The organism is Phreatobacter sp. GW821-FHT04C01 (genome assembly GCF_059420385.1).
In genome coordinates this window covers 267,655-289,370 of record NZ_JBWKTP010000006.1, presented here as the reverse complement: position 1 = coordinate 289,370, position 21,716 = coordinate 267,655, and the positions used below count along the sequence as shown (strand labels likewise).

19 protein-coding genes and 2 tRNA genes are annotated in these 21,716 nt (G+C 67.6%); 7 read left to right on the top strand and 14 right to left on the bottom strand.

The genetic code is table 11. From position 1 onward, the window contains the following. Positions 1 to 3: 3 nt before the first annotated feature. The 3 genes from AC07WJ_RS23470 to AC07WJ_RS23460 are packed head-to-tail and all read left to right on the top strand — an operon-like array spanning position 4 to position 2,446. Entirely contained in the window at positions 4 to 1,023 is a 1,020-nt protein-coding gene (locus AC07WJ_RS23470) for a branched-chain amino acid ABC transporter permease (RefSeq protein ID WP_494937086.1), read from the top strand. After that, positions 1,020 to 1,742 (top strand): ABC transporter ATP-binding protein, encoded by a 723-nt coding sequence (locus AC07WJ_RS23465; RefSeq protein ID WP_494937085.1) that lies wholly within the window; start codon positions 1,020 to 1,022, stop codon positions 1,740 to 1,742. The genes AC07WJ_RS23470 and AC07WJ_RS23465 overlap by 4 nt, the downstream gene beginning before the upstream one ends. Then, positions 1,742 to 2,446: an ABC transporter ATP-binding protein gene (locus AC07WJ_RS23460; RefSeq protein WP_494937084.1), complete on the top strand. Its 705-nt coding sequence runs from the start codon at positions 1,742 to 1,744 to the stop codon at positions 2,444 to 2,446. Before AC07WJ_RS23465 ends, AC07WJ_RS23460 begins: the two co-directional genes overlap by 1 nt. 115 nt (positions 2,447 to 2,561) lie before the next feature. On the opposite strand, the gene AC07WJ_RS23455 is transcribed toward AC07WJ_RS23460, so the two are convergent. Then, complete coding sequence (locus AC07WJ_RS23455; protein ID WP_494937220.1) at positions 2,562 to 4,601, bottom strand: TonB-dependent receptor; 2,040 nt, start codon at positions 4,599 to 4,601, stop codon at positions 2,562 to 2,564. Positions 4,602 to 4,748: 147 nt separating this feature from the next. Further along, positions 4,749 to 6,158 carry a threonine synthase gene (gene thrC, locus AC07WJ_RS23450; protein ID WP_494937083.1) on the bottom strand — a complete coding sequence of 470 codons (1,410 nt, stop codon included), beginning with the start codon at positions 6,156 to 6,158 and terminating at the stop codon, positions 4,749 to 4,751. A 157-nt stretch (positions 6,159 to 6,315) separates the two neighbouring features. Here thrC and AC07WJ_RS23445 point away from each other — a divergent pair, with 157 nt between their 5' ends. Then, positions 6,316 to 7,026 carry an HAD family hydrolase gene (locus tag AC07WJ_RS23445; RefSeq protein WP_494937082.1) on the top strand — a complete coding sequence of 237 codons (711 nt, stop codon included), beginning with the start codon at positions 6,316 to 6,318 and terminating at the stop codon, positions 7,024 to 7,026. Positions 7,027 to 7,037: 11 nt separating this feature from the next. Here AC07WJ_RS23445 and AC07WJ_RS23440 read toward each other — a convergent pair whose 3' ends face one another. Further along, a complete protein-coding gene (locus tag AC07WJ_RS23440) occupies positions 7,038 to 7,883 on the bottom strand; it encodes a patatin-like phospholipase family protein (RefSeq protein WP_494937081.1) in 846 nt (281 codons plus the stop codon). A gap of 108 nt (positions 7,884 to 7,991) precedes the next feature. On the opposite strand from AC07WJ_RS23440, the gene AC07WJ_RS23435 reads away from it, so the two are divergent. Continuing rightward, positions 7,992 to 8,068, top strand: a tRNA-Pro gene (locus tag AC07WJ_RS23435). A gap of 147 nt (positions 8,069 to 8,215) precedes the next feature. On the opposite strand, the gene AC07WJ_RS23430 is transcribed toward AC07WJ_RS23435, so the two are convergent. The 6 genes from AC07WJ_RS23430 to AC07WJ_RS23405 all read right to left on the bottom strand — a co-directional run bounded on the left by AC07WJ_RS23430 (position 8,216) and on the right by AC07WJ_RS23405 (position 14,594). Beyond that, a complete protein-coding gene (locus AC07WJ_RS23430) occupies positions 8,216 to 8,407 on the bottom strand; it encodes a hypothetical protein (protein ID WP_494937080.1) in 192 nt (63 codons plus the stop codon). A gap of 52 nt (positions 8,408 to 8,459) precedes the next feature. Next, complete coding sequence (locus AC07WJ_RS23425; RefSeq protein ID WP_494937079.1) at positions 8,460 to 9,605, bottom strand: M20 family metallopeptidase; 1,146 nt, start codon at positions 9,603 to 9,605, stop codon at positions 8,460 to 8,462. Between the two features lie 18 nt (positions 9,606 to 9,623). Continuing rightward, positions 9,624 to 10,400, bottom strand: coding sequence for a DUF1499 domain-containing protein (locus tag AC07WJ_RS23420; protein WP_494937078.1), 777 nt, complete (start codon positions 10,398 to 10,400; stop codon positions 9,624 to 9,626). 18 nt (positions 10,401 to 10,418) lie between these two features. Then, complete coding sequence (locus AC07WJ_RS23415) at positions 10,419 to 11,525, bottom strand: M48 family metallopeptidase (protein ID WP_494937077.1); 1,107 nt, start codon at positions 11,523 to 11,525, stop codon at positions 10,419 to 10,421. 3 nt (positions 11,526 to 11,528) lie between these two features. Next, complete coding sequence (locus tag AC07WJ_RS23410; protein WP_494937076.1) at positions 11,529 to 12,875, bottom strand: DUF898 family protein; 1,347 nt, start codon at positions 12,873 to 12,875, stop codon at positions 11,529 to 11,531. 90 nt (positions 12,876 to 12,965) lie between these two features. After that, the gene (locus tag AC07WJ_RS23405; RefSeq protein WP_494937075.1) at positions 12,966 to 14,594 is read right to left on the bottom strand and encodes a long-chain-fatty-acid--CoA ligase; all 1,629 of its coding nucleotides are present in this window, start codon (positions 14,592 to 14,594) and stop codon (positions 12,966 to 12,968) included. A gap of 247 nt (positions 14,595 to 14,841) precedes the next feature. On the opposite strand from AC07WJ_RS23405, the gene AC07WJ_RS23400 reads away from it, so the two are divergent. Continuing rightward, a tRNA-Gln gene (locus AC07WJ_RS23400) sits at positions 14,842 to 14,915 on the top strand. 216 nt (positions 14,916 to 15,131) lie between these two features. On the opposite strand, the gene AC07WJ_RS23395 is transcribed toward AC07WJ_RS23400, so the two are convergent. From AC07WJ_RS23395 to AC07WJ_RS23375, 5 genes are all read right to left on the bottom strand, one after another. After that, positions 15,132 to 16,511 (bottom strand): dicarboxylate/amino acid:cation symporter, encoded by a 1,380-nt coding sequence (locus AC07WJ_RS23395; RefSeq protein ID WP_494937074.1) that lies wholly within the window; start codon positions 16,509 to 16,511, stop codon positions 15,132 to 15,134. 144 nt (positions 16,512 to 16,655) lie between these two features. Beyond that, a complete protein-coding gene (locus tag AC07WJ_RS23390; RefSeq protein ID WP_494937073.1) occupies positions 16,656 to 17,681 on the bottom strand; it encodes a quinone oxidoreductase family protein in 1,026 nt (341 codons plus the stop codon). A 21-nt stretch (positions 17,682 to 17,702) separates the two neighbouring features. Next, a complete protein-coding gene (locus AC07WJ_RS23385) occupies positions 17,703 to 18,617 on the bottom strand; it encodes a beta-keto acid cleavage family enzyme (protein ID WP_494937072.1) in 915 nt (304 codons plus the stop codon). Positions 18,618 to 18,628: 11 nt separating this feature from the next. Beyond that, complete coding sequence (locus AC07WJ_RS23380) at positions 18,629 to 19,423, bottom strand: SDR family NAD(P)-dependent oxidoreductase (protein WP_494937071.1); 795 nt, start codon at positions 19,421 to 19,423, stop codon at positions 18,629 to 18,631. Positions 19,424 to 19,478: 55 nt separating this feature from the next. Next, entirely contained in the window at positions 19,479 to 20,417 is a 939-nt protein-coding gene (locus AC07WJ_RS23375; protein ID WP_494937070.1) for a dioxygenase family protein, read from the bottom strand. On the opposite strand from AC07WJ_RS23375, the gene AC07WJ_RS23370 reads away from it, so the two are divergent. Further along, positions 20,399 to 21,664 carry a LacI family DNA-binding transcriptional regulator gene (locus tag AC07WJ_RS23370; protein WP_494937069.1) on the top strand — a complete coding sequence of 422 codons (1,266 nt, stop codon included), beginning with the start codon at positions 20,399 to 20,401 and terminating at the stop codon, positions 21,662 to 21,664. The two genes, AC07WJ_RS23375 and AC07WJ_RS23370, sit on opposite strands and share 19 nt — an antisense overlap. The last annotated feature ends 52 nt before the right edge of the window (positions 21,665 to 21,716 follow it).

The window sequence follows — 21,716 nt, the reverse complement described above, 5'->3', positions numbered from 1 at the left end:
CGCATGAACCCCTTCACCTTGCTCACCCGCCTGGTCGATGAGACGCCGCGCCGCGCGCTGGTCCTGCTGATCGGCCTCGTCGTCGCGCTTGCCGTCGCGCCGGCCGTGCTCGACCGCTACCTGCTCTCGGTCTTCTTCCTGATCTTCTGGTTCGCCACGGTGGGGCAAGCCTGGAACATCATGATGGGCTTCTGCGGGCAATTGTCGCTCGGCCACGCGCTTTATGTCGGCCTCGGCGGCTATGTCGGCGCCATTCTCTGGGTCAAGTTCGGCATCTCGCCGGCCATCGCCATTGTTCCCGCCATGCTGGTGGCCGTGGTCTTCGGCATGGCCATCGGCTGGCTCGGCTTCCGCTTCGGCATCGAGGGCGTCTATTTCGCGCTTTTGACCATCGCCTTTGCCGAGGTGGCGCGCATCGGCTTCGACAACTGGAGCTTCGTCGGCGGCGCCGCCGGGTTCTTCATGCCGGTCACCGCCGGCGGCGGCTCGCCCTGGAACCTGCGCGGCGGCCCGCTGCTGTTCTATTATGTCGGGCTCGCCATGATGGCGCTCGCCTTCATCCTCTGCGCGCTGCTGCGCCGCTCCAAGCTCGGCCTGTCCTGGCTCGCCGTGCGCGAGGATGCGGAAGCGGCGCGTGCGCTCGGCATCGACGTGTTCCGCGCCAAGATGGCGGCGGTGGCCGTTTCCGCAGCCATGACCGCGGTTGCCGGCGTCTGCTACGCCTTCTACCAGAACAATCTTTTCCCCAGCCAGACCTTCGACATGGCCCGCTCGATCGAGGTGATCCTGGCGCCGATCATCGGCGGCCTCGGCACGCTGTTCGGCCCGATCCTCGGCGCCTTCATCCTGACCCCGCTCGGCCAGACCCTGATCGCGCTGGTCGAGAAGGTCGCCGGACGTTCGATCCCCGGCGTCAACCTGGTGTTCTACGGCGCCGCGCTGATGGCCATCATCTGGTTTTCGCCGAACGGCGTCTGGCCCTGGCTGAAGAAGAAGCTCGGCATTCCGGAGGAGCGGCAATGAGCGCGCTGCTCGAGGTCCAGGGGGTCACCAAGCGGTTTCGCGGGCTCACCGCCGTCGACAACGTCACGATGACGGTGGACGAGGGTGAGATCTTCGCGGTGATCGGCCCGAACGGCGCCGGCAAGACCACGCTGTTCAACCTGATCGCCGGCGTCATGAAACCGGATACGGGTTCGATCCGGTTTGCCGGCGAGCCTGCCGACGGCGTGCCGCCGCACGAGCTCTGTCGGCGCGGGCTTGCCCGCACGTTCCAGATCGTCCGGCCCTTCCCGGAACTGACGGTCATTGAGAACGCCACGATCGGCGCGATGATGCGGGCGCCCGATGTCGAGACCGCCCGTCGCCATGCCGACGACGTGCTGCGCAAGCTCGACCTGTTCGACAAGCGCGGGGCGAAGGCGAAGTCGCTGACCTTGCCGGACCGCAAGCGCCTGGAATGCGCGCGCGCGCTGGCGACGGGGCCGCGCCTGCTGCTGCTCGACGAGGTGATGGCGGGCCTGCGCCCGACCGAGGTCGACCGTATCGTCGCCATTCTCCGGGACATCAACCGTTCGGGCGTCACCATCGTGCTGATCGAGCATGTCATGCGCGCGGTCATGGCTCTGGCCGGCCGCATCCACGTGCTGCATCACGGCGCGACTATCGCGCAGGGCACGCCGGAGGAGGTGACCCGGCATCCCAAGGTGCTGGAAAGCTATCTCGGGGCGGAGGCGCTCTGATGTTGCAGGTTCACGACGTCGATGTCTTCTACGGCGATGCCCAGGCGCTCGACCGCGTCTCGCTCGAGGTGCCCGAGCGTGCCATCGTCGCCATCGTCGGCGCCAATGGCGCCGGCAAGACCTCGCTGATCCGCACCATTGCCGGCATGCTGCCGCCGGCCGCCGGCACGATCCGCTTCAAGGATCGCGACATCACCGCGCTGCCGAGCCACGAGGTGTGCAATCTCGGCATTGGCCAGGTCGCCGAGGGGCGCCAGGTGTTCCCGAGCCTGTCGGTCGCCGAGAATCTCGCCATGGGCGCCATGATCCCGCGCGCCCGTCCGCATCGCGCCCGCAATCTCGAGCGTGTCCTCACGATGTTCCCAAGGCTCAGGGAGCGTCACGGCCAGGCCGCCGGCACGCTGTCGGGCGGCGAGCAGCAGATGCTCGCCATTGGCCGCTGCCTGATGGGCGAGCCGGAACTGGTCATGTTCGACGAGCCCTCGCTCGGCCTTGCGCCCGCGGTGGTCCAGGAGGTGCTGCGCATCATCCGCGACCTCGCCGCCGGCGGGCTCACCTGTGTGCTGGTCGAGCAGAACGTCGCGGTGTCGCTGAAGCTCGCCAGCCGCGCCTACGTGCTGGAGAACGGCCGCGTGACGCTGTCCGGCACCGGCGCGGAACTGCTGGCCGACGACGGCGTCCGCAAGGCCTATCTGGGGCTGTGAGCTTAAGGCGAATAGGGAGTAGCGAATAGCGAATGGGGATGATGCTCCAGGCGCGGCGTTCGTCGGCCGACGCCGAGCCGGCCGGTCTTCCCATTCGCCATACCCCATTCGCCCCTCAAAACTGCCCCGCCACCGTGAGCCGCATCGCGCGCGGCTCTACGGGATGGAAATGCCGGTCGGCGACGCCGGTCGCCGGCTCGCCGGGCAGTCGCGACGTATAAAAATAATCGATCTGGCTCGCCGGCGTGTTGAGCAGGTTCAAGGCGTCGAGCTGCACCCGGACGCCATTGTCGAAGCGATAGCCGATGCGGGCATTCACCAGCGCCGTCGCGGGTGACCGGGCGCTGTTGTCCTCGATCAAGGGGCGTGGCCCGAAATAGCGCAAGGTCGCGCCGCCGAACCAGCCGGTCTGGTGGCCGATGGTGAAACCCGCCGAGGCGACCAGGGCCGGGGCGCCGGGCACATAGCGGCCGGCCGGATCGATGTCGGTGAAACGGGTGTGCGTATAGGCGACGTCGACATCCAGGGACAGCCAGGGCGCGGCTTTCCAGTGATTGGTCCATTCGACACCGACGCGCCGGCTCGGCCGGCTCGGCTCGGTGGTGCCGGCATCGCCGACGAACAGGTTCTCGGAGGCGAAATCCAGGACGAAGACGGTGAGCGTGGTTTCCAGCCCGTCGATCGGGCGGGTACGCAGGCCGACCTCCGCGCCCTTCGACTTGACCAGCAGCGGCACCCGGTCGACCGGCGTGATCCGGTCGTTCGGATCGACCCGGATGGTGGTGCCGCGGGCGTCGTTGGAGTGGAAGCCGTGGCCGGCATTAAAGAACAGTTCGGTACGCGCGAAGGGGCCGAGCACCAGGCCGAATTTCGGACTGGTGATGGAGGCCTGCGTCGCTCCCGAATTCAACGCGATGTCGCTGGCGACCGAGGCCGCATACCAGTCGGTGCGCAAGCCCAGCGTCGTGCGCAGCCAGGGCGTCCAGCGGACGGTGTTCTCGATATAGGCGGCCAGGCTCGTCTCGCGCACCCGGTCGTCGCGCACCACCGACAAGGGGGCGCGCGCCTCGGTGCGGGTCAGGCCGAGCCGGATATCGTCATGACGCCCCTGGGCGCCGACCTTGGTCTCCATCGGCAAGGTGCCGAGCCGGCCGAAAAAGGTATGGCTGGCGTTGAAGCCGAACAGCGTGCGCTGGTCGTTCTGGCGGAACTGGTCGCCATTGACCGGATTGTCGAGAAAATAGGTGAAGTTGTTCCAGAGGTTCAGCGAGGCGCGAATGCCGTAGAACTCGATGCGCGACGCGCTGGCCTCGTCGAACCGGCTCCAGCGGCCGGACAGGCTGAAGCGGCTTGCATTGCCGCCATCGGTCGGGTCGAGCGAGCCGTAGCGGTTGATCAATCCCGATTGCACGGCGCGCAGCGGCACCTGGTCGGTCGACGTCCAGGTGTTGGCATAGGCCATGGCGGTCAGCGCGAAGCCGTCGCGATCGGTGCCCTGGCTGTAGCGCAGGAAGCCCGAGAATTTGCGCAGGGCGTCGGGGACCTGCCAGGGGCCGCTGTAGAAGGTCATCTCGGCGGCGCCGAGCAGGTGGCCGTCGCCGACCGGCCGGGAGGCCGCGGCGAGCGACCGCCAGTGGCCGAAACTGCCCAGCGTCGTCTGGACCAGCGCCTTGTCGAGCCGGTCGACATAGTTGAGCCGCACCGAGCCGGCCGAGGAGAAATCACCTTCCTCGGCGAAATAGGGGCCCTTGCGATACCAGACGCCGCCGATCAGTTCGGGGATCATGAAATTGAGATCGGCATAACCCTGGCCGTGGCCGTGGCTGCGCATGTTGAGCGGCATGCCGTCGAGATGGATGGCGATGTCGGTGCCGTGGTCGAGATTGAAGCCGCGCAGGAAATACTGGTTGGCTTTGCCTTCGCCGCTATGCTGGGTGACGATCAGGCCGGGCACCGCCTCCAGCACTTCGCCGGGCCGGGTCACCGGGCGATTGTTGATCTCGGCGCCGGTCACCACGCCTTCGGAGGCCGAACCCGGCGCGCTCAGTTCCGACGAGGGCGCCGCGCCGGTGGGGCCACGTTCCGCCGTGACCGAGATTTCCGGCAGGACGATCTGCGCCTTGGCGCCGCAGGTCGATGCCGACAGCAAGACCATCCCGACGATGAAAGCGCGTGCTGCCCCGCACGTTGGCTCTCGCATGCCCATTCCCCCAGCCTCTGCGCCAGCATTGCAGCAGAAAATCGGGGGCGGGCGTATGCAGATTCTATGGGTTGTTCACACCAAGATTTGGGCAGCGGCTGCTCAGGCCTTGGCAGCCGTGGCGCGGGTCTTGCCGCGCACATAGCTCTCGACCGCGGCCTGATCGGCGGCCAGCAGGGTCATCTGCTCCGGCCGCTCCATCAGGTTGCCGACCCAGGCCGGCAGGGCCGGACGGACGCCCGAGGCCGCCTCGACCGCGTCGGGGAACTTGGCCGGGTGAGCCGTGGACAGCACGACGGTCGGAATGGCGGGATCATGCGCCGTCTTGCGGGCGGAGGCCACCGCGACCGCGGTGTGCGGGTCCATCAGGTAGCCGGTCTCGGCCAGCACCGTCTTGATGGTCGCCGAGACTTCGGTCTCGTCGGCACGTGCGGCCGAGAATTCGGTGCGGATGGCGGCGAGCGCGTCGGGGGCGAGGCCGAAGCTCTTTGACTGGGCAAGGCCCGCCATCAGCCGGCGCACGGTCGCGGCGTCGCGGCCATAGGCATCGAACAGCAGCCGCTCGAAATTCGAGGAGACCTGGATGTCCATCGACGGTGACGAGGTGGCGACCACGCCGGTCACCTCGTAGCGCCCGGTCCGGATGGTCCGTTCGAGGATGTCGTTGACATTGGTGGCGACCACCAGCTCGCTGATCGGCAGACCCATGCGCTTGGCGACATAGCCGGCGAAGACGTCGCCGAAATTGCCCGTCGGCACCACATAGCGGGCGGCGCGGTGCGGCGCGCCCAATGCCGCGCCGGCGACGAAATAATAGACCACCTGGGCGACGATGCGCGCCCAATTGATCGAATTGACGCCCGACAGTTTCACCTCGTCGCGGAAGCGGAGGTTGTTGAACATGCCCTTCACGATCGCCTGGCAGTCGTCGAACGTGCCTTCGATCGCCAGCGCATGGACGTTCGGCGCATTGACCGTGGTCATCATCCGCCGCTGCACGTCCGAGACCCGGCCGTCGGGGAACAGGATGACCACATCGACCTGGTCCAGCCCCTTGAAGGCCTCGACCGCGGCGCCACCGGTATCACCCGAGGTCGCGCCGACAATGGTGGCGCGCTGGCCGCGCGCCTTCAGCACGTGGTCCATCAGCCGGCCGAGCAGCTGCATGGCGCAGTCCTTGAACGCCAGGGTCGGGCCGTGGAACAGCTCCAGCACCCACTCGGACGAGCCGAGCTGCACCAGCGGCGTCACCGCCGGATGGCGGAAGGTCGCATAGGCCTCGTCGACCATCTGATGGAAGGCTTTGGTTTCGATCGCGCCGTCGACAAAGGGCGCCAGCACGATCTTGGCGACCTCGGCATAGGGCTGGCCTGACAGCCCCGCGATCACCTCGGGCGACAGCACCGGCCAGGTCTCCGGCACATAAAGCCCGCCGTCACGGGCAAGGCCCGCCAGCAGCGCATCGGGGAAGTTCAGGATCGGGGCTTCGCCCCGGGTCGAGATGTAGCGCATGGCCGCGGCTCCGTCCTTGACGCGGGGATTAAGCCCGCCGGCCGCCGGTGGCAAGTCCGGATGGTGCGGAGCGCCAGCCTGGACCTCAAGTCGCAGCCGTGTCACACGGCGCAGCTAGGGCCTGCGATCTTTGTCCGTGAAAGCCCCGAGAGACGTCATGACCCTGCGCGCCATTCTGTTCGACAAGGACGGGACCTTTGTCGATTTCGACAAGACCTGGGGTCCGGCGGCCTTCCGGGTCATGAGCCAGATGGCACGTGGCGACCGAGGCAAGCTCGAGCGGCTGATGGCGGTGAGCCATTACGACGAGACGATCATGCGTTTCCGGCCGAGCTCGCCGCTGGTCGCCGGTTCCTCCGCTGACTACGGGCCGCTCTGGGCCGAGGCGATCGGCGTGCCCTTCTCATCCGCCGTCACCGAGGAGATGGACCGCCTGTTCGTCCTGGAAGGCATCGCGGCGCTGGCGCCGATCGGCGATCCGCTGGCGGTCATGACCGACATGAAGGCACGCGGCTATGTGCTGGGCGTGGTCACCAACGATTCGGAAAACGGCGCACGCCACCAGACCGCCGCGCTGAAGATCGATCACCACTTCGACTATATCGTCGGCTGGGATTCCGGCCATGGCCGCAAGCCGGCGCCGGGCCAGATCACCGCCTTCCTCGATGCCTATGGGATGAAGCCTGAGGAGGTTGCCCTGGTCGGCGACAGCCTGCACGACATGCATGCCGCGCGTGCCGCCGGCATCGTCGCCGTCGGCGTCACCTCGGGACCGCTGGTGCCCGAGGGTTTCGCCGATCATGCCGACATCGTGCTGGGCTCGATCATGGAGCTCGGCGGCTGGCTGGACGGGCGCAAGGCGGCGTGACCGCCTGAGGTTCAGGCGAGCGTGGCGGCAAAGGTTTCGCCGTCGCGCAGGCCGAGCTCATAGGCCGATCGGATCGCTTCGGCATCGGTCACCGCGAAGCGACTGGTGATGATCGGCACGCTCGGCCGGACCACGGTCCGCCCGGGCACTTCCGGCAGCGGCTTGCCGGCACGTGTGGTCAGCACCAGGGTGCGGCCGCCATGGCGCTCGACCACGCTGATCCGCTCGATCGGCGGGTTGTCGACCAGGCCACCGTCGAGCGCCGGCCGGCCATTGACCGCGCCGATCGGCATGAAGGGCGGCACCGAGGCGGTGCCCATCAAGGCATCGACCAGTTCGGCCGGGGTCTCGACCGCGTGGGTGGAGATCCAGGTGGCGGTCAGCCCGACATGCCGGCCGGCCTTGGAATAGGCGGCGCCGGTCAGCGCTTTCTCGATCTGATAGGCGCCGATCGCCGCATAGGCCGCGACGATCGACGGCATCAGGCGCGGCGGATGGGTCACCTGGATCAGGATTTCCGGCGCCGCCTTCAGCGCCGCGAGCTCCAGCGCGCCGAAGGTCTGGGTCAGGAGATCGCGGTAAAGGCCGCCGACGATGAAGGGCGAGCGCCCGCGCGCCAATTGGCTCCACACCACTTCCTTGTCGATGCCGGCGCAGGCGTCGAAGACGATGCGGCGCACCCGCTCACCTTCGCCGATGAGCGAAAAGCAGGCCTGGAATGCACCGGCCGAGACCCCGACGACCATGCCGGGCTCTTGCGGGTGCACCGCGCTGAAGGCTTCCCAGAAGCCACCTTGCCAGTAGCAGCGGTTGCCGCCGCCGGCGAAGGCTATCGCGTCGAAACGGATCGAGCTCATCGGTCAGATTTAGCGGAGCCGGGGCACCGGCGTCGAGGGTGTGGAAACTCGTCAAGCGGGGTTGCGTCCCTCAACGGGCGTCGCTATACACCCAGCCTGTTCGCGAGGCGGAGTGTAGCGCAGTCTGGTAGCGCACCACGTTCGGGACGTGGGGGTCGCAGGTTCAAATCCTGCCACTCCGACCAGCGACCCCAAGGGGTTAGCCGGTCGGGCCGCTCGCAGAACAGAATTTCACGACAGCAATCAAGCCGATAACGGCCGGGCGGAAGCCCGCGGGCACGTTACGTCTTCGGCGCGTGCCGCTTCGCGGCGGCACATGGTCGCACTGCAGCTCACAACCTGCGCAGGCCCGGATTTTCCGGCGGCGGGACCTGCCGATATTCGCCGCACCAGTCGTTGCGGTTGACGCCCGGCCAGATCGCGCTGCCATCGGCCTGGGCGCGGGGCGGATGGGCCCGGCACAGGCCGGAGCCGGTGCCGCGCGATTCGTGGAACAACCGGCAATTGCCGCAAAATTCCGCCATGGCTATGCCCCCCGGACGATCCTGGTCCGAGGGGAAACTAGAATGGCCGGGGTTAGCGGAGGGTTTCCATCAGTCCGGCGAGCAGCCGCGCGCGCGGTATGATCGAGGAAATCAGCCCATATTCGTCGAGCGTATGGGCGCCGGCGCCGTCAATGCCGAGACCGTCGAGCGTGGGGATGCCGAGCGCCGCGGTGAAATTGCCGTCGGAACCGCCGCCCGTCATCGGGCAATCCTCCAGGTCGAAGCCGATCGCGCGGGCGACGCCCTGGGCGCGAACCAGAAGGTCGCTGGTCAGCGGCGTCTTCGGGTAGGGCGGCCGGTTCAGGTCGCCCTCGACATGAACCGTGACGTCGGGCGTGACCGGCTTGAGGCCGCGAATGCGCGCCACCATTTCCGCGCCGATCTCCGGGTCGGGGACACGCAGGTCGATCTCGGCGGTGCAGGTCTCGGGCGTGACATTGGCCGCCGAGCCGCCCTTGATCAGCCCGACCGTGGTGGTGATGCCGCGGGCGTAATCGGTCATGCCCTCGACGGCCAGGATCTGGTGGGCCATTTCCCGGATCGCGCTGCGGCCGTCCTGGTGGCGTGTGCCCGCGTGGGCGGGGCGGCCATGGGTGGTCAGCACGAAGCGGGCGACGCCCTTGCGCGCGGTGACGATGCGGCCGCCGTCGCGGGCCGGTTCGGTGACCAGCACGAAGGCGGCTTTGCGCGCCTCGTCCTCGATGATGCCGCGCGAGGTCGGGCTGCCGACCTCCTCGTCCGGGGTGAACAGGAAGGTGATGGGACGGGCGGTCGGCGCCCCGGCCCGGATCAGCGCGCGATAGCCGGCGACCGCCAGATAGGCGCCGCCCTTCATGTCGTAGAGACCCGGCCCATAGAGCTTGTCGCCGTCGCGCCGGAACGGCAGGCGGCCCGTCAGCGTGCCCTTGGGATGCACGGTGTCGACATGGGTCAGCACCAGGATCGGTTTCTCGTTCGACGGCTCGGCGGTCGAGACCTTCAGCACGCCGGCATAACCATCCTTGCCGGGACGGCGGTCGATGGTGACCGGCAGGCCCTCGAAATCCTTCTCGACCTCGTCGAGCACGGCCTCGACCCCGCCGGCGTCATGGGACGGGCTTTCGGTGACGACCCAGCGCCGGATGCCCTCGATCACTTCGTCCTCATGCAGCGGCACGGTCGCGGCCTTGAGCGTCATGGCAGTCTCACCTTCTTGCTATCTCTGGACGCGCCGGGCGGCGGCGCGCATTTCATCCAGCGCGGCGATGACGCGGCGCGCATTGACCCCGAAATCCTGTCGCCCGTAGCGGGCGGCCGATCGCATGTCGATCCGCGCCCGGCCGTTGACGGTGCGGACGCGAATGACGATGTCGTCGCGAAATCCCATGATCAGCGAGCGGGTGACCATTTCGATCCGTCCGTCGCGCGCCGCGCCGCGGTAATCCACCTGGTCGAGCACGCGCCATTTCTGGCCGTCGACCAGGTCGGACAGCAATTCATTGATATCGTCGGGCGCGAGATCGACCTCCAGCGGCCGGATCTCCGGATAGAGCTGGCGCTGCAGCGCGGCAAAGGCCGGAGGATAGGCCGACGGATTGGCGCCGGGCGGACGCGCCGAGGCGACGATGTCGAAGGCCGGCGGGCTTTCCGCATCGGTGGTGATATCGTTGATGGCCGGCTGGCGCAGGCCGATGACGCCGAGCATGGCCGGATAGGCGAGCAGCACGGCGCCGAGCACCACGGCAAGGGCTGCATAACGCCCGCCGCGATAACCGGTGAACCAGATCGCGGTGCCGGCGATGAGGGCCGCGACGACACCCAGCGCGACGATGCCGAGGCCGCCGGCGAGCGCCACCACCGCCTGGCCGCCGTCGAGCCAATCGGATCGCGCGGCCAGCACCGCCACCACGGCCACCGCCAGGCCCAGCACGACCAGGCGCAGGCTCCAGACGGCCAGACGTGAGGTGGGCTCGACAAAGGCGCGACGGCGCATGCGGTCCGATCCGGGTGACTAGTCAGTCTTCTGGCAGATCGCCCGCAAGGCTGTCCATTGTTCCGGCATCAGAGCCGGCCTGCTCGCCGCCGCTCCCTTCAGCGCATCGCGGATCGCCTGTTCGCGCTCGGCATTGGCGGGATGGCTGGCGATCCAGGACAGGTTGCCGGGATCGGCGATCGCCGCATTGGTGAAGAAGCGGGCAAGCCCCATCGGATCGCCGCCGGCCTTGAGCATCAGGTCGACGGCGAAGTGGTCGGCCTGCCGCTCGGAATCACGCGAGAAGGCGCTTTGCATCAGCGAGCGCGACGCCAGGATGATCGCGGTGCCGCCGGCGAAATCACCGAACACCGTGCCGAGCAGGAAACCGAGGCCGCCGGCCTGGATCACCGAGCGCAAGCCGTGGCGCAGCTTCACATGGCCGATCTCGTGCGCCAGCACGCCGGCGAATTCGTCGGGCGAGCGGGCATTCTGCAACAGCCCGTTGAACACATAGACATAACCGCCGGGCAGGGCGAAGGCGTTGACCAGGCCGTGGTTGAGCACCACCACCTTGAGCGGCAGATGCAGATCGGCCGCGCCTTGGAAGCGCTCGACCAGGCTGGCGAGGGCCTGCACGCCTTCCGGCGCGGTGCAGGTCTTGATGCCGCGCTCGCCGCCGAAAGTCCTGCGCACCTCGGGATCCATGGCGGCGCCCAGGCGGATCTCGGCGGCTGCCGGCACAAGCGGCGCGAGCCGGCCGGCGATCGCCGGCAGGCCGTAAAAGGCCAGCCCCATGAGCGAGATGACCGCGGCGATCGCCCAGAACACCACGGCCCGGCGTTCGCGTCGCTCGCTCACCCCTTTGGTCAGGGTCAGCGGCGCGCGGGTCGCGAGATCGGCCGAAAAGCCCGGATCCGGGATGTCCACCAGCGGCTCGGCGGTCGAGCCGGGCTGCGGCAGCAAGGTGACGGCGAGGCCTGCGCCGGTATGGCCTTCGATCCGCCGGATCGACTGATAGGGCCAGGTCGTCAACAGCCGGCCCTCGGCCGAAAAGATGGCGAGCCCGTCCGGGTGCAGCGACACCTCGACGGCATGCCGTTTTGCCGTCAGGCCGTCGTAATAGGTCGCGGGAACGCTCGGCATGGCTCAGAGACCGATGCCGAAATCGACCGCGTCGCCCAGACCCTCGCCCATGGCGGAAGCCTCGACATTGCGGGCATGGACGCCGTCGAGCGAGGCGAGATTGGCGACCGACAGCGAAGCCATCCTCGCGCGGTGGAGCGGCAGGTCGATGAGCAGCTTCTTGGCGATCCAGACCCCGGCGAACAGCAGAAGATAGCTGACGACGACCAGAGCCGCGGCGAGGAAGCCGCGGAAGGCGCTGTCGATGCCGGCCATGAAGGCGACGAACAGGCCGCCGACCAGTGCGACGACGACGAGACCGGCGACCATGCCGAGCGCGCTCATCGCCAGCGCGGCGATGACATAGACCCGGTAGGAGCTGCCGATGCGGAAATCGGAGGCGACCGCCGCGCCGCCGATGCGGGTTCCATTCATCCGCCAGCGGAAGGTGATGGCCTGGAAAGCGGGATAGAGCAGGACCGGAATGAACACCGAGGAGGAGACGGCGGTGAACACCGCGCTGACCGCCAGGCCTTCCGATCCGGTGATGGCACGGGGCTCCGACATGGCGCTGCGCAGCAGGCCGGCCCAGATCTCCCACGGGATCGATGCGATCGTCACACCGATGATCAGCAAGGGCAGTCCGAGGCCGATCGCCCAGACCACGGCGAGGCCGCGCGCAAGCTCGCCCGGCGTGCCGGTGAAGTCACCCTGGGCGTCGCCGTAGAAGGTCTCGCGCATCTTGATCCGCTCGAGCACGGTCGCCGCCCAGGGATAAGCGATGCCGAGAGTGACGATGGCGAGCAGCAGCAGGCCGAAGGCCTTGATCGCGTAACTCCAGGCCGAGCCGGTCATGCGCAGCCTCAGGCCGCGCCAGGCCGTGCGGGTCAGCCGATAGCGCCGGCTGGCATAGACGGCATATTGGCTGAGAAACAGCAGGATGACGGTCAGCCCGATCGAAACGACCCATCGCGCCGCGGGCAGGCCGAGCGCCAGGAAGAAGCCGCCGGCCTGCAGCGGCACCAGGATGGCCAGCGCGAACAGGAAGCCCTTGAGCAATTGCATGCCCCGCCCGGTATAGACGAAGGCTTCGGTGCCGACCGCGGTATGCGACCAGTAGAACCGCCTGATGTCGGTGAGCAGCCAGAACCGGTAGATGCCGAGCGTGATCAGCTGCAGGAAGAAGCCCTTCAGCAGCAGGGCGAACAATTCGCCGGCAAGACCCGAGAAACCGACCTTGACGAGCCCGCCGCCGGCCGGGCCGGCCGGGCGCGGCATGATCGGCACCCGGCCGCGCGCCGCGGTTTCGGCCGCGGCCATGGCGCCCGCGGTCGATCGCGGGCCCCAGGGGCCCTGCACGGCATCCGTCATGTCGTCCTCCCGTCACACGCTGGGATGGAAGCTTACAGCGCCTGTTGCCGCGCGCTACCGCGAGGATCTCTCATCCGGCTGGTGATCGCGTCAATCCGTCGGCAGCCTGTAGTCCTTGAACCGCTCGCGCAGCGTGGTCTTCTGGATCTTGCCGGTTGCGGTGTGCGGGATCTCGTCGACCAGCACCACGTCGTCGGGCAGCCACCACTTGGCGATCTTGCCCGACATATAGGCGAGCAGGCTGTCGCGTGTCGGCGAGCGGCCGGGCTTCGGCACGATCACCAGCAGCGGCCGCTCGTCCCATTTCGAATGGACGATGCCGATCACCGCGGCCTCGGCGACGTCGGGATGGCCGACCGCGAGGTTCTCCAGGTCGATCGAGGAGATCCATTCGCCGCCCGACTTGATCACGTCCTTCGAGCGGTCGACGATGCGCATATAGCCATAGGGATCGATCGACGAGACGTCGCCGGTATCGAAGAAGCCGTCCGCGTCGAGAATATTGCCGCCCTCGCCGCGGAAATATTCGCGCGCCACCGCCGGCCCGCGCACCACCAGGCGGCCGAAGACATGGCCGTCGCGGGCGAGCTCCTTGCCGCTGTCGTCGACGATCTTCATCTCGACGCCGAAGGGGGGATGGCCGGTGGTCTCCTTGACGTCGAGCCAGGCGTCGCCGGTCAGCCCGGCATATTCGGGCTTGAGCGAACAGACCGTGCCGAGCGGGCTCATTTCGGTCATGCCCCAGGCATGCAGCACCTCGACGCCATAGACGTCGCGGAATTTCTCGGTCACCGCGCGCGGACAGGCCGAACCGCCGATCACCACCTTGGTCAGGTGCGGCAGCTTCTGGTCATTGGCCTCGAGCTGCTGCAGCAGCATCAGCCAGACGGTCGGCACCGCCGCCGAATGGGTCACCTTATAGGTGTCGAGCAATTCGTAGATGCTGGCGCCGTCCATTTTCGGGCCGGGCATGACCATGGTGGTGCCCGACATCGGCGCGGTGAAGGCCAGCGACCAGCCATTGGCGTGGAACATCGGCACGACCGGCATCATCACGTCGCGCGAGGCCAGCCCAAACATGTCGGCATTGTTGACGCACATCGAGTGCAGCACGTTGGACCGATGGGAATAGACGACCCCCTTGGGGTTTCCCGTCGTGCCTGATGTGTAGCACATGCCGGCGGCGGTGTTTTCGTCGAACTCGGCCCAGGCGAAATCGGCATCGACCTCGGCGATCCAGCTCTCATAGGCGACCGCGTTGCGCAGCGTCGTCTCGGGCATGTGCTCGGCATCGGTCAGCACGATGAACTTCTCGACCAGCGGCAGGTGCTCCTGCAGCTTTTCCAGAAGCGGCACGAAGGTCAGGTCGGTCATGATCATCCGATCGCCGGCGTGATTGGCGATCCAGGCGATCTGTTCGGGGAACAGCCGCGGGTTGAGCGTATGATAGACCGCGCCGATGCCGGTGATGCCGTACCAGGCTTCCAGGTGCCGCCAGGTGTTCCAGGCGACCGTGCCGATGCGGTCGCCGATCTTGACCCCGTCCTTGGTCAGCCGCTTGGCGACGCGCAGCGCATTGGTGCGGATATCGCCATAGGTGGTCTCGACGATCGGGCCCTCGACCGAGCGCGAGATGACCTTGCGCCCTGCGTGGTAGCGCCCCGCATGATCGATGACCTTATGGATCAGAAGCGGCCAATCCTGCATCAGGCCCAGCATGAGCGTTTCTCCACTGCCATTCGCGGCGCCGTTTGCGCCTTATCGCTCAGGGAAGCTAGTGCAGGTTCGGCTGCGCAGTCCACCCTTTCGAAGGACGGGCAAGGCAATGTCGGAAAGCCGACATTTGGCCCAGCCGCGCTGGTTTCGCCGGATTTGGCGTTGCGCAACCCACAGGCAATCGCAAGAGGCCGTTGAACGAACCATCCGGCATCGCTATGGTCCGCGCCGCGAAGCCTGCTTCGCCCACTGGGTCGTCGTCTAATGGTAGGACTCGGGTTTTTGGTACCCGCTATCTAGGTTCGAATCCTAGCGACCCAGCCAAGGCTCTGCGAGGCATCGTGAGATGTCCGCCATGCCGCCGAAAAGATGAACCCTATCCAGGTTTCGAGCGGCAGCCTTGTCGTCCGCCTCCGCGCGACGGGGCGGGCTCGCCGGTTGCCCGCCCTCGCTCCCGCAGCTTGTCGTGCGTCGGGAGATCGTCCCGCCTTTGCCGTTCCGAGGAGAACCGCCGCCCGTCGATCGCGGCCGGCCGGTTGATCAGACGCCGCGGCCGACGGCCCCCAGCCGATCCCGCGCGACCGCCGCGATCGGTTCGATGACCCCCGCGGCTGCGCTGTCGAGATCGTCCTCGGACGGCAATGGCGTGCCGGCCAGCGCGGCATCGAGCCTGGCCTGGTCGAGTTCGCCCTCCCAGCGCGCCATGACGATGGTGGCGACGCCGTTGCCGATCATGTTCACCAGGGCACGGGCCTCGCTCATGAAGCGGTCGACGCCGAGAATGAGCGCCATGCCGGCGACCGGAATGGTGGGCACGACCGAGAGCGTGCCGACCAAGGCGATGAACGACGCGCCGGTGACGCCCGATGCTCCCTTGGAGGTCAGCATGGCGACCGCGAAGATGGCGAGCTGCTGGGTCAGGGTCAGGTCGGTATTGGTCGCCTGCGCGACGAACAGCGCGGCAAGCGTCATGTAGATGGAGGTGCCGTCGGTGTTGAAGACATAACCCGTCGGCACGACCAGGCCGACCACCGGTTTGGAAACGCCGGCACGTTCCAGTTTCGCCATCAGGCTCGGCAGGGCCGAGTCGGACGACGAGGTGCCGAGGACGATCAGCACCTCTTCCTTGATGTAGATGAGGAACTTGACGATGCTGAAGCCGGCCCACCAGGCGATCGCGCCCAGCACGCCGAACACGAAAATCAGGCTGGTGACGTAGAAGGTGCCGATCAGGAAGGCGAGGGGGCCGAGCGAGGCGACGCCGTATTTGCCGATGGTGAAGGCCATCGCGCCGAAGGCGCCGATGGGCGCGAGGCGCATCAGCACGTTGATCGCACCGAAGACGAGATGCGATCCGGCGTCGATCACGTCGCGCACCGGCTTGGCGCGATCGCCGAGGTGCGACAGGACATAACCGAACAGGATGGAGATCATCACCACCGGCAGGATGTCGCCCTTGGCGAAGGCGTCGACGACCGTGTTCGGGATGATGTTGATCAGGAATTCGGTGACCGATTGCTCGCTGGCCTTGCCGGCATAGGCTTGCACCGCGCGGGCGTCGAGCGCCGCCGGATTGGCGTTGAAGCCGGCACCGGGCCTGACCAGATTGGCGACGACCAGGCCGATGGCGAGAGCCGCGGTCGACACCACCTCGAAATAGAGGAGCGCCTTGCCGCCGACGCGGCCGACCTTCTTCAGGTCGTCCATGCCGGCAATGCCGGAGACCACGGTACAGAAGATGACCAGCGTGATGATCATCTTGATGAGCTTGATGAAGGCGTCGCCGAACGGTTTCATCTCGACGCCGATGGCCGGCCAGAAATGTCCGAGCGCGACCGCGAAGACGATGGCGATCAAGACCTGGACGTAGAGGATCTTGTACCAGGGCGTGCGGGCCCTGGACGTCTGGATGCTGGACATGGGGTATCCTCCCGGAGTTGACGGCAGTCACTGCGGCTTGCTGGGACGCTTGTCTTTTGCCTGATCCGGCCGTGCCGGCGCGCTCGCGCCTGCGGTCAGGGCGGGCGGATCAGTCGTGTCGCCAAGCGGGCGATGGGCATGGCGTCACCGCTCGGGCACGAGCACGACGCGGTCGCGCGAGGAGCTCATCACAGCCTGATAGGCGGCATGGGCGTCCTCGAACCGATAGGTCGCGCCGTCGACGATCGGGAACGGCCTCAGGCGGCCTTCGGCGAAGCCCGGGGCGAGAGCTCTCAGGATCGTGCCGGTCTCGACGGAGCCGAGCGCGATGGTATCGACACCGACATAGGTGTGCCGGCCCTTGTAGAAGGCCAGCATGTCGAAGGTGACGTAGCGGTCGACGACGGAGATGAAGATCGCCCGGCCGCCGACCGCCAGCGACTTCTGGCCGATCTCGTAGAAGGGATCGCCGACCGTGTTGAACACGATATCCGCGCCTTTGCCGGCGGTCAGTTCGCGGACGCGGGCGGCGACGTCGACGGCATTCGCGGCGATGACCTCCACCGGGGCGCTGGCGTGGCCGATATAGGGTTCGTCGCGGCGCACGACGCCGATGACGGTCGCGCCGCGCCAGCTGGCGATCTGTGCCGCGGCCTGGCCGACCTTGCCGTTGAGGCCGAGGATGAGCACGGTCTCGCCGGCTGAGGGCAGGCCGGCGCGGCGCAATCCTTCCCAGGCGGTGACGAAGGGCACGCCGATGCCGGCGGCCTCGCGCATGCCGATGCCGTCGGGTATTTCGACCACGGCATCGGCCTCGACAATCAGGTGGCTCGCATGCGAGCCGTCCTGCCGGATGCCGAGATCACCCGACGAGCCGAACACCGGCTTGCCGACCAAGGCTTCGGGGCCGAGCACGACCTTGCCGGCGAAATCACGCCCCGGCGTGCGCGGAAACACCGCATAGGGCATCAGGCCCGTGGCGGCCTTGGCGTCGGACGGATTGACCGCGGCGGCGTGAATCTCGACGACGACCTCATGTGGAGCAACCGCGCGCAGCGGATGCTCCTCGACCGGCAGCGCGATCGCTTCGTAGCGCGCGGCCTTCTGGTGGAGACGCAAGCCGCGGGCGGCGATCTGGAGAGGACGGGGACGTTCGCGGGCAAGAGGCATGGCTGTTCCCTTCGGATTGGTTCAGGCGACACGCGGGGCGCCGGCCGCCCGGCCGGGCAGCCCGACGAGGCCACGCGCTTCCTGTGCGTTGGCGATCTGGCCGCCGAGGTCCTCGACGATGCGCCGGGCTTTCTCGACCATTGCGGCGTTCGACGGCGCGAGCACGCCGTGGTCGAGGTAGACCGCGTCTTCGAGGCCGACACGGATATGGCCGCCGGCGAGATAGGACAGGGCGACGCTCTGGAAAGCCGACCTGCCGATGCCGATCGCGGTGAACGAGGCATCCGCCGGCAACAGGTTGCGGGCATAGAGCACGGTTTCCGGCGAAGGCTGAAGGCCGTAGCGCACACCCATGACGAAGGAGGTCAGCGCAGGCCCCTGCAACGTGCTGTCGGCGAGCAGGTCATGCAGCAGGGCGATGTCGCCGGTATCGAAGAGTTCGATCTCCGGCTTGACGCCGGCGGCGGCGATCACCCGGGCCATGCGGCGCACATTGCCGGGCGTGTTGATCACGACCTGGCCGCCGGAATTCATGGTGTTGAGATCGAGCGTGCAGATATCGGGCTTGAGGACGGCGATGTGCTCCGCGCGTCGCTCGGGCGCCATCAGCGTGGTGCCCGGGCCCGCGACGCTCGGATCCTGCTCCGATGGCACGAAGCGGCCGCCGGGACCGGTCGTCAGGTTGATGATCAGTTGCGGGTTTTTCGAACGGATGCGCTCGACGACGTCCTGATAGAGCGCGAGCTCCATCGACGGCTTGCCCGTCTGGGGATCGCGCACATGGATGTGCACGATCGCCGCACCCGCTTCGCCGGCGTCGAGCGCGGATCGGGCGATCTGTTCCGGTGTGATCGGCAGATGCGGCGTCTGGTCCGGGGTGGTGAGATTGCCGGTCACGGCACAGGTGATGAAGACCTTGGGGAGTGGCGAACGCATCGCTTTTTCCTTTAGAGCGCCCGGCCGCCATCGACCTGGATGATGTGTCCGGTCGAATAGCCGAGCATGGTGGCGCAGGCGGTGATCGCCGCGGCGATGTCCTCGGCCTCGCCGATGCGCCTGAGCGGGGTTGAGGCCTTCACGCGGTCGTTGAAATCGGCGCCGCGGCCGGGAACGAATTCGGTATCGACCACGCCCGGCGACACCGCCAGCACCCGCACTTCGGGGGCGAGAACCCGCGCCAAGGCCTTGGTCATGACGTCGATGCCGGCTTTGGCGGCGCAATAGACGATCGACGAGCCGACCCCGGTGAAGGCCGCGATCGAGGAGATCGACACGACGAGCCCGTCGCCGGATGCCTTCAGCATCGGCGTGAAGGTGCGGATGGTTGCGAATTGGCCGCGCCAGTTGACCTGCAGCATCCGGTCGATGAGGTCGTCGGTCAGCGCGTCGAGATCGGCATGCGGCACCGGTTTGGTGAAGCCCGCGGCATTGACCAGAATGTCGAGGCGGCCGTAGCGCTCCTGCAGCGCGGAGCGCAGCGCGTTCAGCGAGGCCGTGTCGGCGACATCGGCGCCATAGGCGGCGTGGCCGACGCCGAGTTCCGCGACGAGGGCCCGGGCCGCGGCGGTGTCGCGCTCGCTGTCGAGATGGGTGACCACCACCGTTGCGCCGGCCGCGGCGAGCATGCGGCTGGTCGCGGCTCCGATGGCGCCGGCACCGCCGGCGACAAGCGCGACCTTTCCGGCGAGCGAACGGGGATAGGCGGGACGCGCAGGCGCCGCCGGTGCTGCAAGGTTCGACATCGGTGAACTCGTTGGCCAGGGATGAAGGATAGGGGATGGTGGAGCGGCGGGCCGGTTAGCGGATCGGCGGGATCGGCAGCTTTGCCTCGCCCGGTTCCATCACGAAGCCGTAGTCGAACCGGAACCAGGGGCCGTCGACGTCGGAAGCCGGCGGTGTGCCCGTGCCTGCCCGGAAATCGCCGATCAGGTGCCGGGTCACGCCGAACACGACATCACTCTCCAGGTGCCCGTCATCGTCGACGAAGACCTGGGTGATCAGCGTCTTGAAACCGGGCCGGTAGCAGAGGAAATGCAGGTGCGCCGGCCGATAGGGATGCCTTTGCTGGGCCCGCAGCAGGTCGCCGACCGGCCCGTCGGTGGGGACCGGATAGCCGGCCGGCTTGACCGAGCGGAACCAGATGCGCCCGTCGTCATCGGTCCTGAACTTGCCGCGCAGGTTCATCTCGGCCTGCGACGGGTCCTGGTTCTCGTAGAGGCCGACCGGCGAGGCCTGCCAGACATCGACCTCGACGCCGGCCAGCGGCCGGCCCTCCGGATCGGTGATGCGGCAGCTGGCGAACAAGGCAGGGCCCGGCGTCGGTGAGCGAATGATCGATCCGCCATTCTCGGTCGTGGGCGAATGCATGCGCCAGAACGGGCCAAGCAGCGCCGCGGCGGTTTCGGTCGCGCCGTTCTGCCCGTTGTTCAGCAGACAGACGAGCGTCGAGAAGCCGACGGCGTCCGAAAACAGGATGCCCTCGTTGTGCGTGTCGTTGGTCGCTTGTCCGATCCGGTTCAGAAAGGCGATGCCGAGGTCGAACTCATCCTCGGTCAGCTGCACTTCGCGGGCGAAGGCGTGCGCGTGGCGCACCAGGGCCGCCATCACCTGGCGCAAGCGGGCGTTCGGTGCTCGCGACATCGCGTCCAGCACGATGTCGGTCACCGCGCTCTGATCCTCGATGATGTGGGAGCGGGAATTTATCTCCCCGGCCGCCGGTGCTGGCATCGCGCTCATTCTGGCCTCCTTGGCAAAATCGTCTTTGCAATCGTTTGTATTTCTTATGCGATCGATCGCATAGAGATGTGCGATCGATCGCATGTTGTCAAGAGGGCGGCAACGTGCTCTTTGGAAGGCGACCTGATTCTGGCGTATCGAGTGCGATGAAACCTGCTTCCTCACAGCCGCCGACCGCACATCGCGGAGCGACCTTGCTGTCGGTCGCCAAGGCCGCGGGCGTGCACCGTTCGACGGCGGCGCGTGCGCTCAATCCCGAGCAAAGCCACATGATCTCGGCCGAGGTGGTCGAGCGGGTGCGGGCGGAGGCGCACCGCCAGGAATATCGCCGCGACGCGATCGCCGCCTCGCTGCGCACCGGGCGCTCGCGTCTGGTCGGCGTCGTGGTGCCGGGCCTCGCCAATCCGGTCTTCGCGCCGATCCTCGATGGCATCGCCGCGCAACTCGCGAGCGAGGGTTATTCCATGCTGGTCGCCGACGGCGGCGCGGACGAGGCCGGCCAGGTCGCGATCGTGGAAGCGCTGATCGCGCGGCGTGTCGACGGACTGATGCTGGCGACCGTGAGGCGGGATGATCCCGTGCTGACGGTCTGTCTGAAGGCGAGGATTCCCACGGTTCTGGTCAACCGCCGCGAGGACGGGCTGCGCGCCTCCTCGATCGTCACGGACGACATTCGCGGCATGTGCCTGACGATCGAACACCTCGTTGCCATCGGCCATGGCAAGATCGGGCATCTGGCCGGCCCGAGCGGTTTCTCGACCGGCGTCTTGCGGCGGAAGGGATTTGAGGACGCGATGGCTGCCTCCGGCCTCGACGCCTCGGCCATCGTCGTCGCTTCCGAATATAGCCGGCCGGCCGGCCGGATTGCCGCGGCGACCCTGCTCGACGGCCGGCCCGAGATCACCGCGATCGCCGCGAGCAACGACCTGCTGGCGCTCGGCGCGCTCCAGGAGTTCAGGCGAAGAGGCCTGCGCTGCCCGGCCGATATCTCTGTCGTCGGGTACAATGAAATGCCGCTCGTCGACATGGTGGACCCGCCGCTCACGACCATCGATATCGGCCACGCGGCCATGGGGCAGCAGGCGGCGCGCAGCCTGCTCGCACAGATCTCGGACACGGATCGCAAGCCCGAGACGGTTCTCATTCCGGCACGCCTGGTCCTGCGCGAGTCGACAGCAGCGCCGCCGAGGCAAAGGCCGGGCGCTCGGGATTTCGGGCGGGCCGCCCCGAGCGCTCGAACGGCCTGACGTCTTGAACGCGGCCTAGGCCCGGCACCGTCGGCCGTCCCGGCGGCGACAT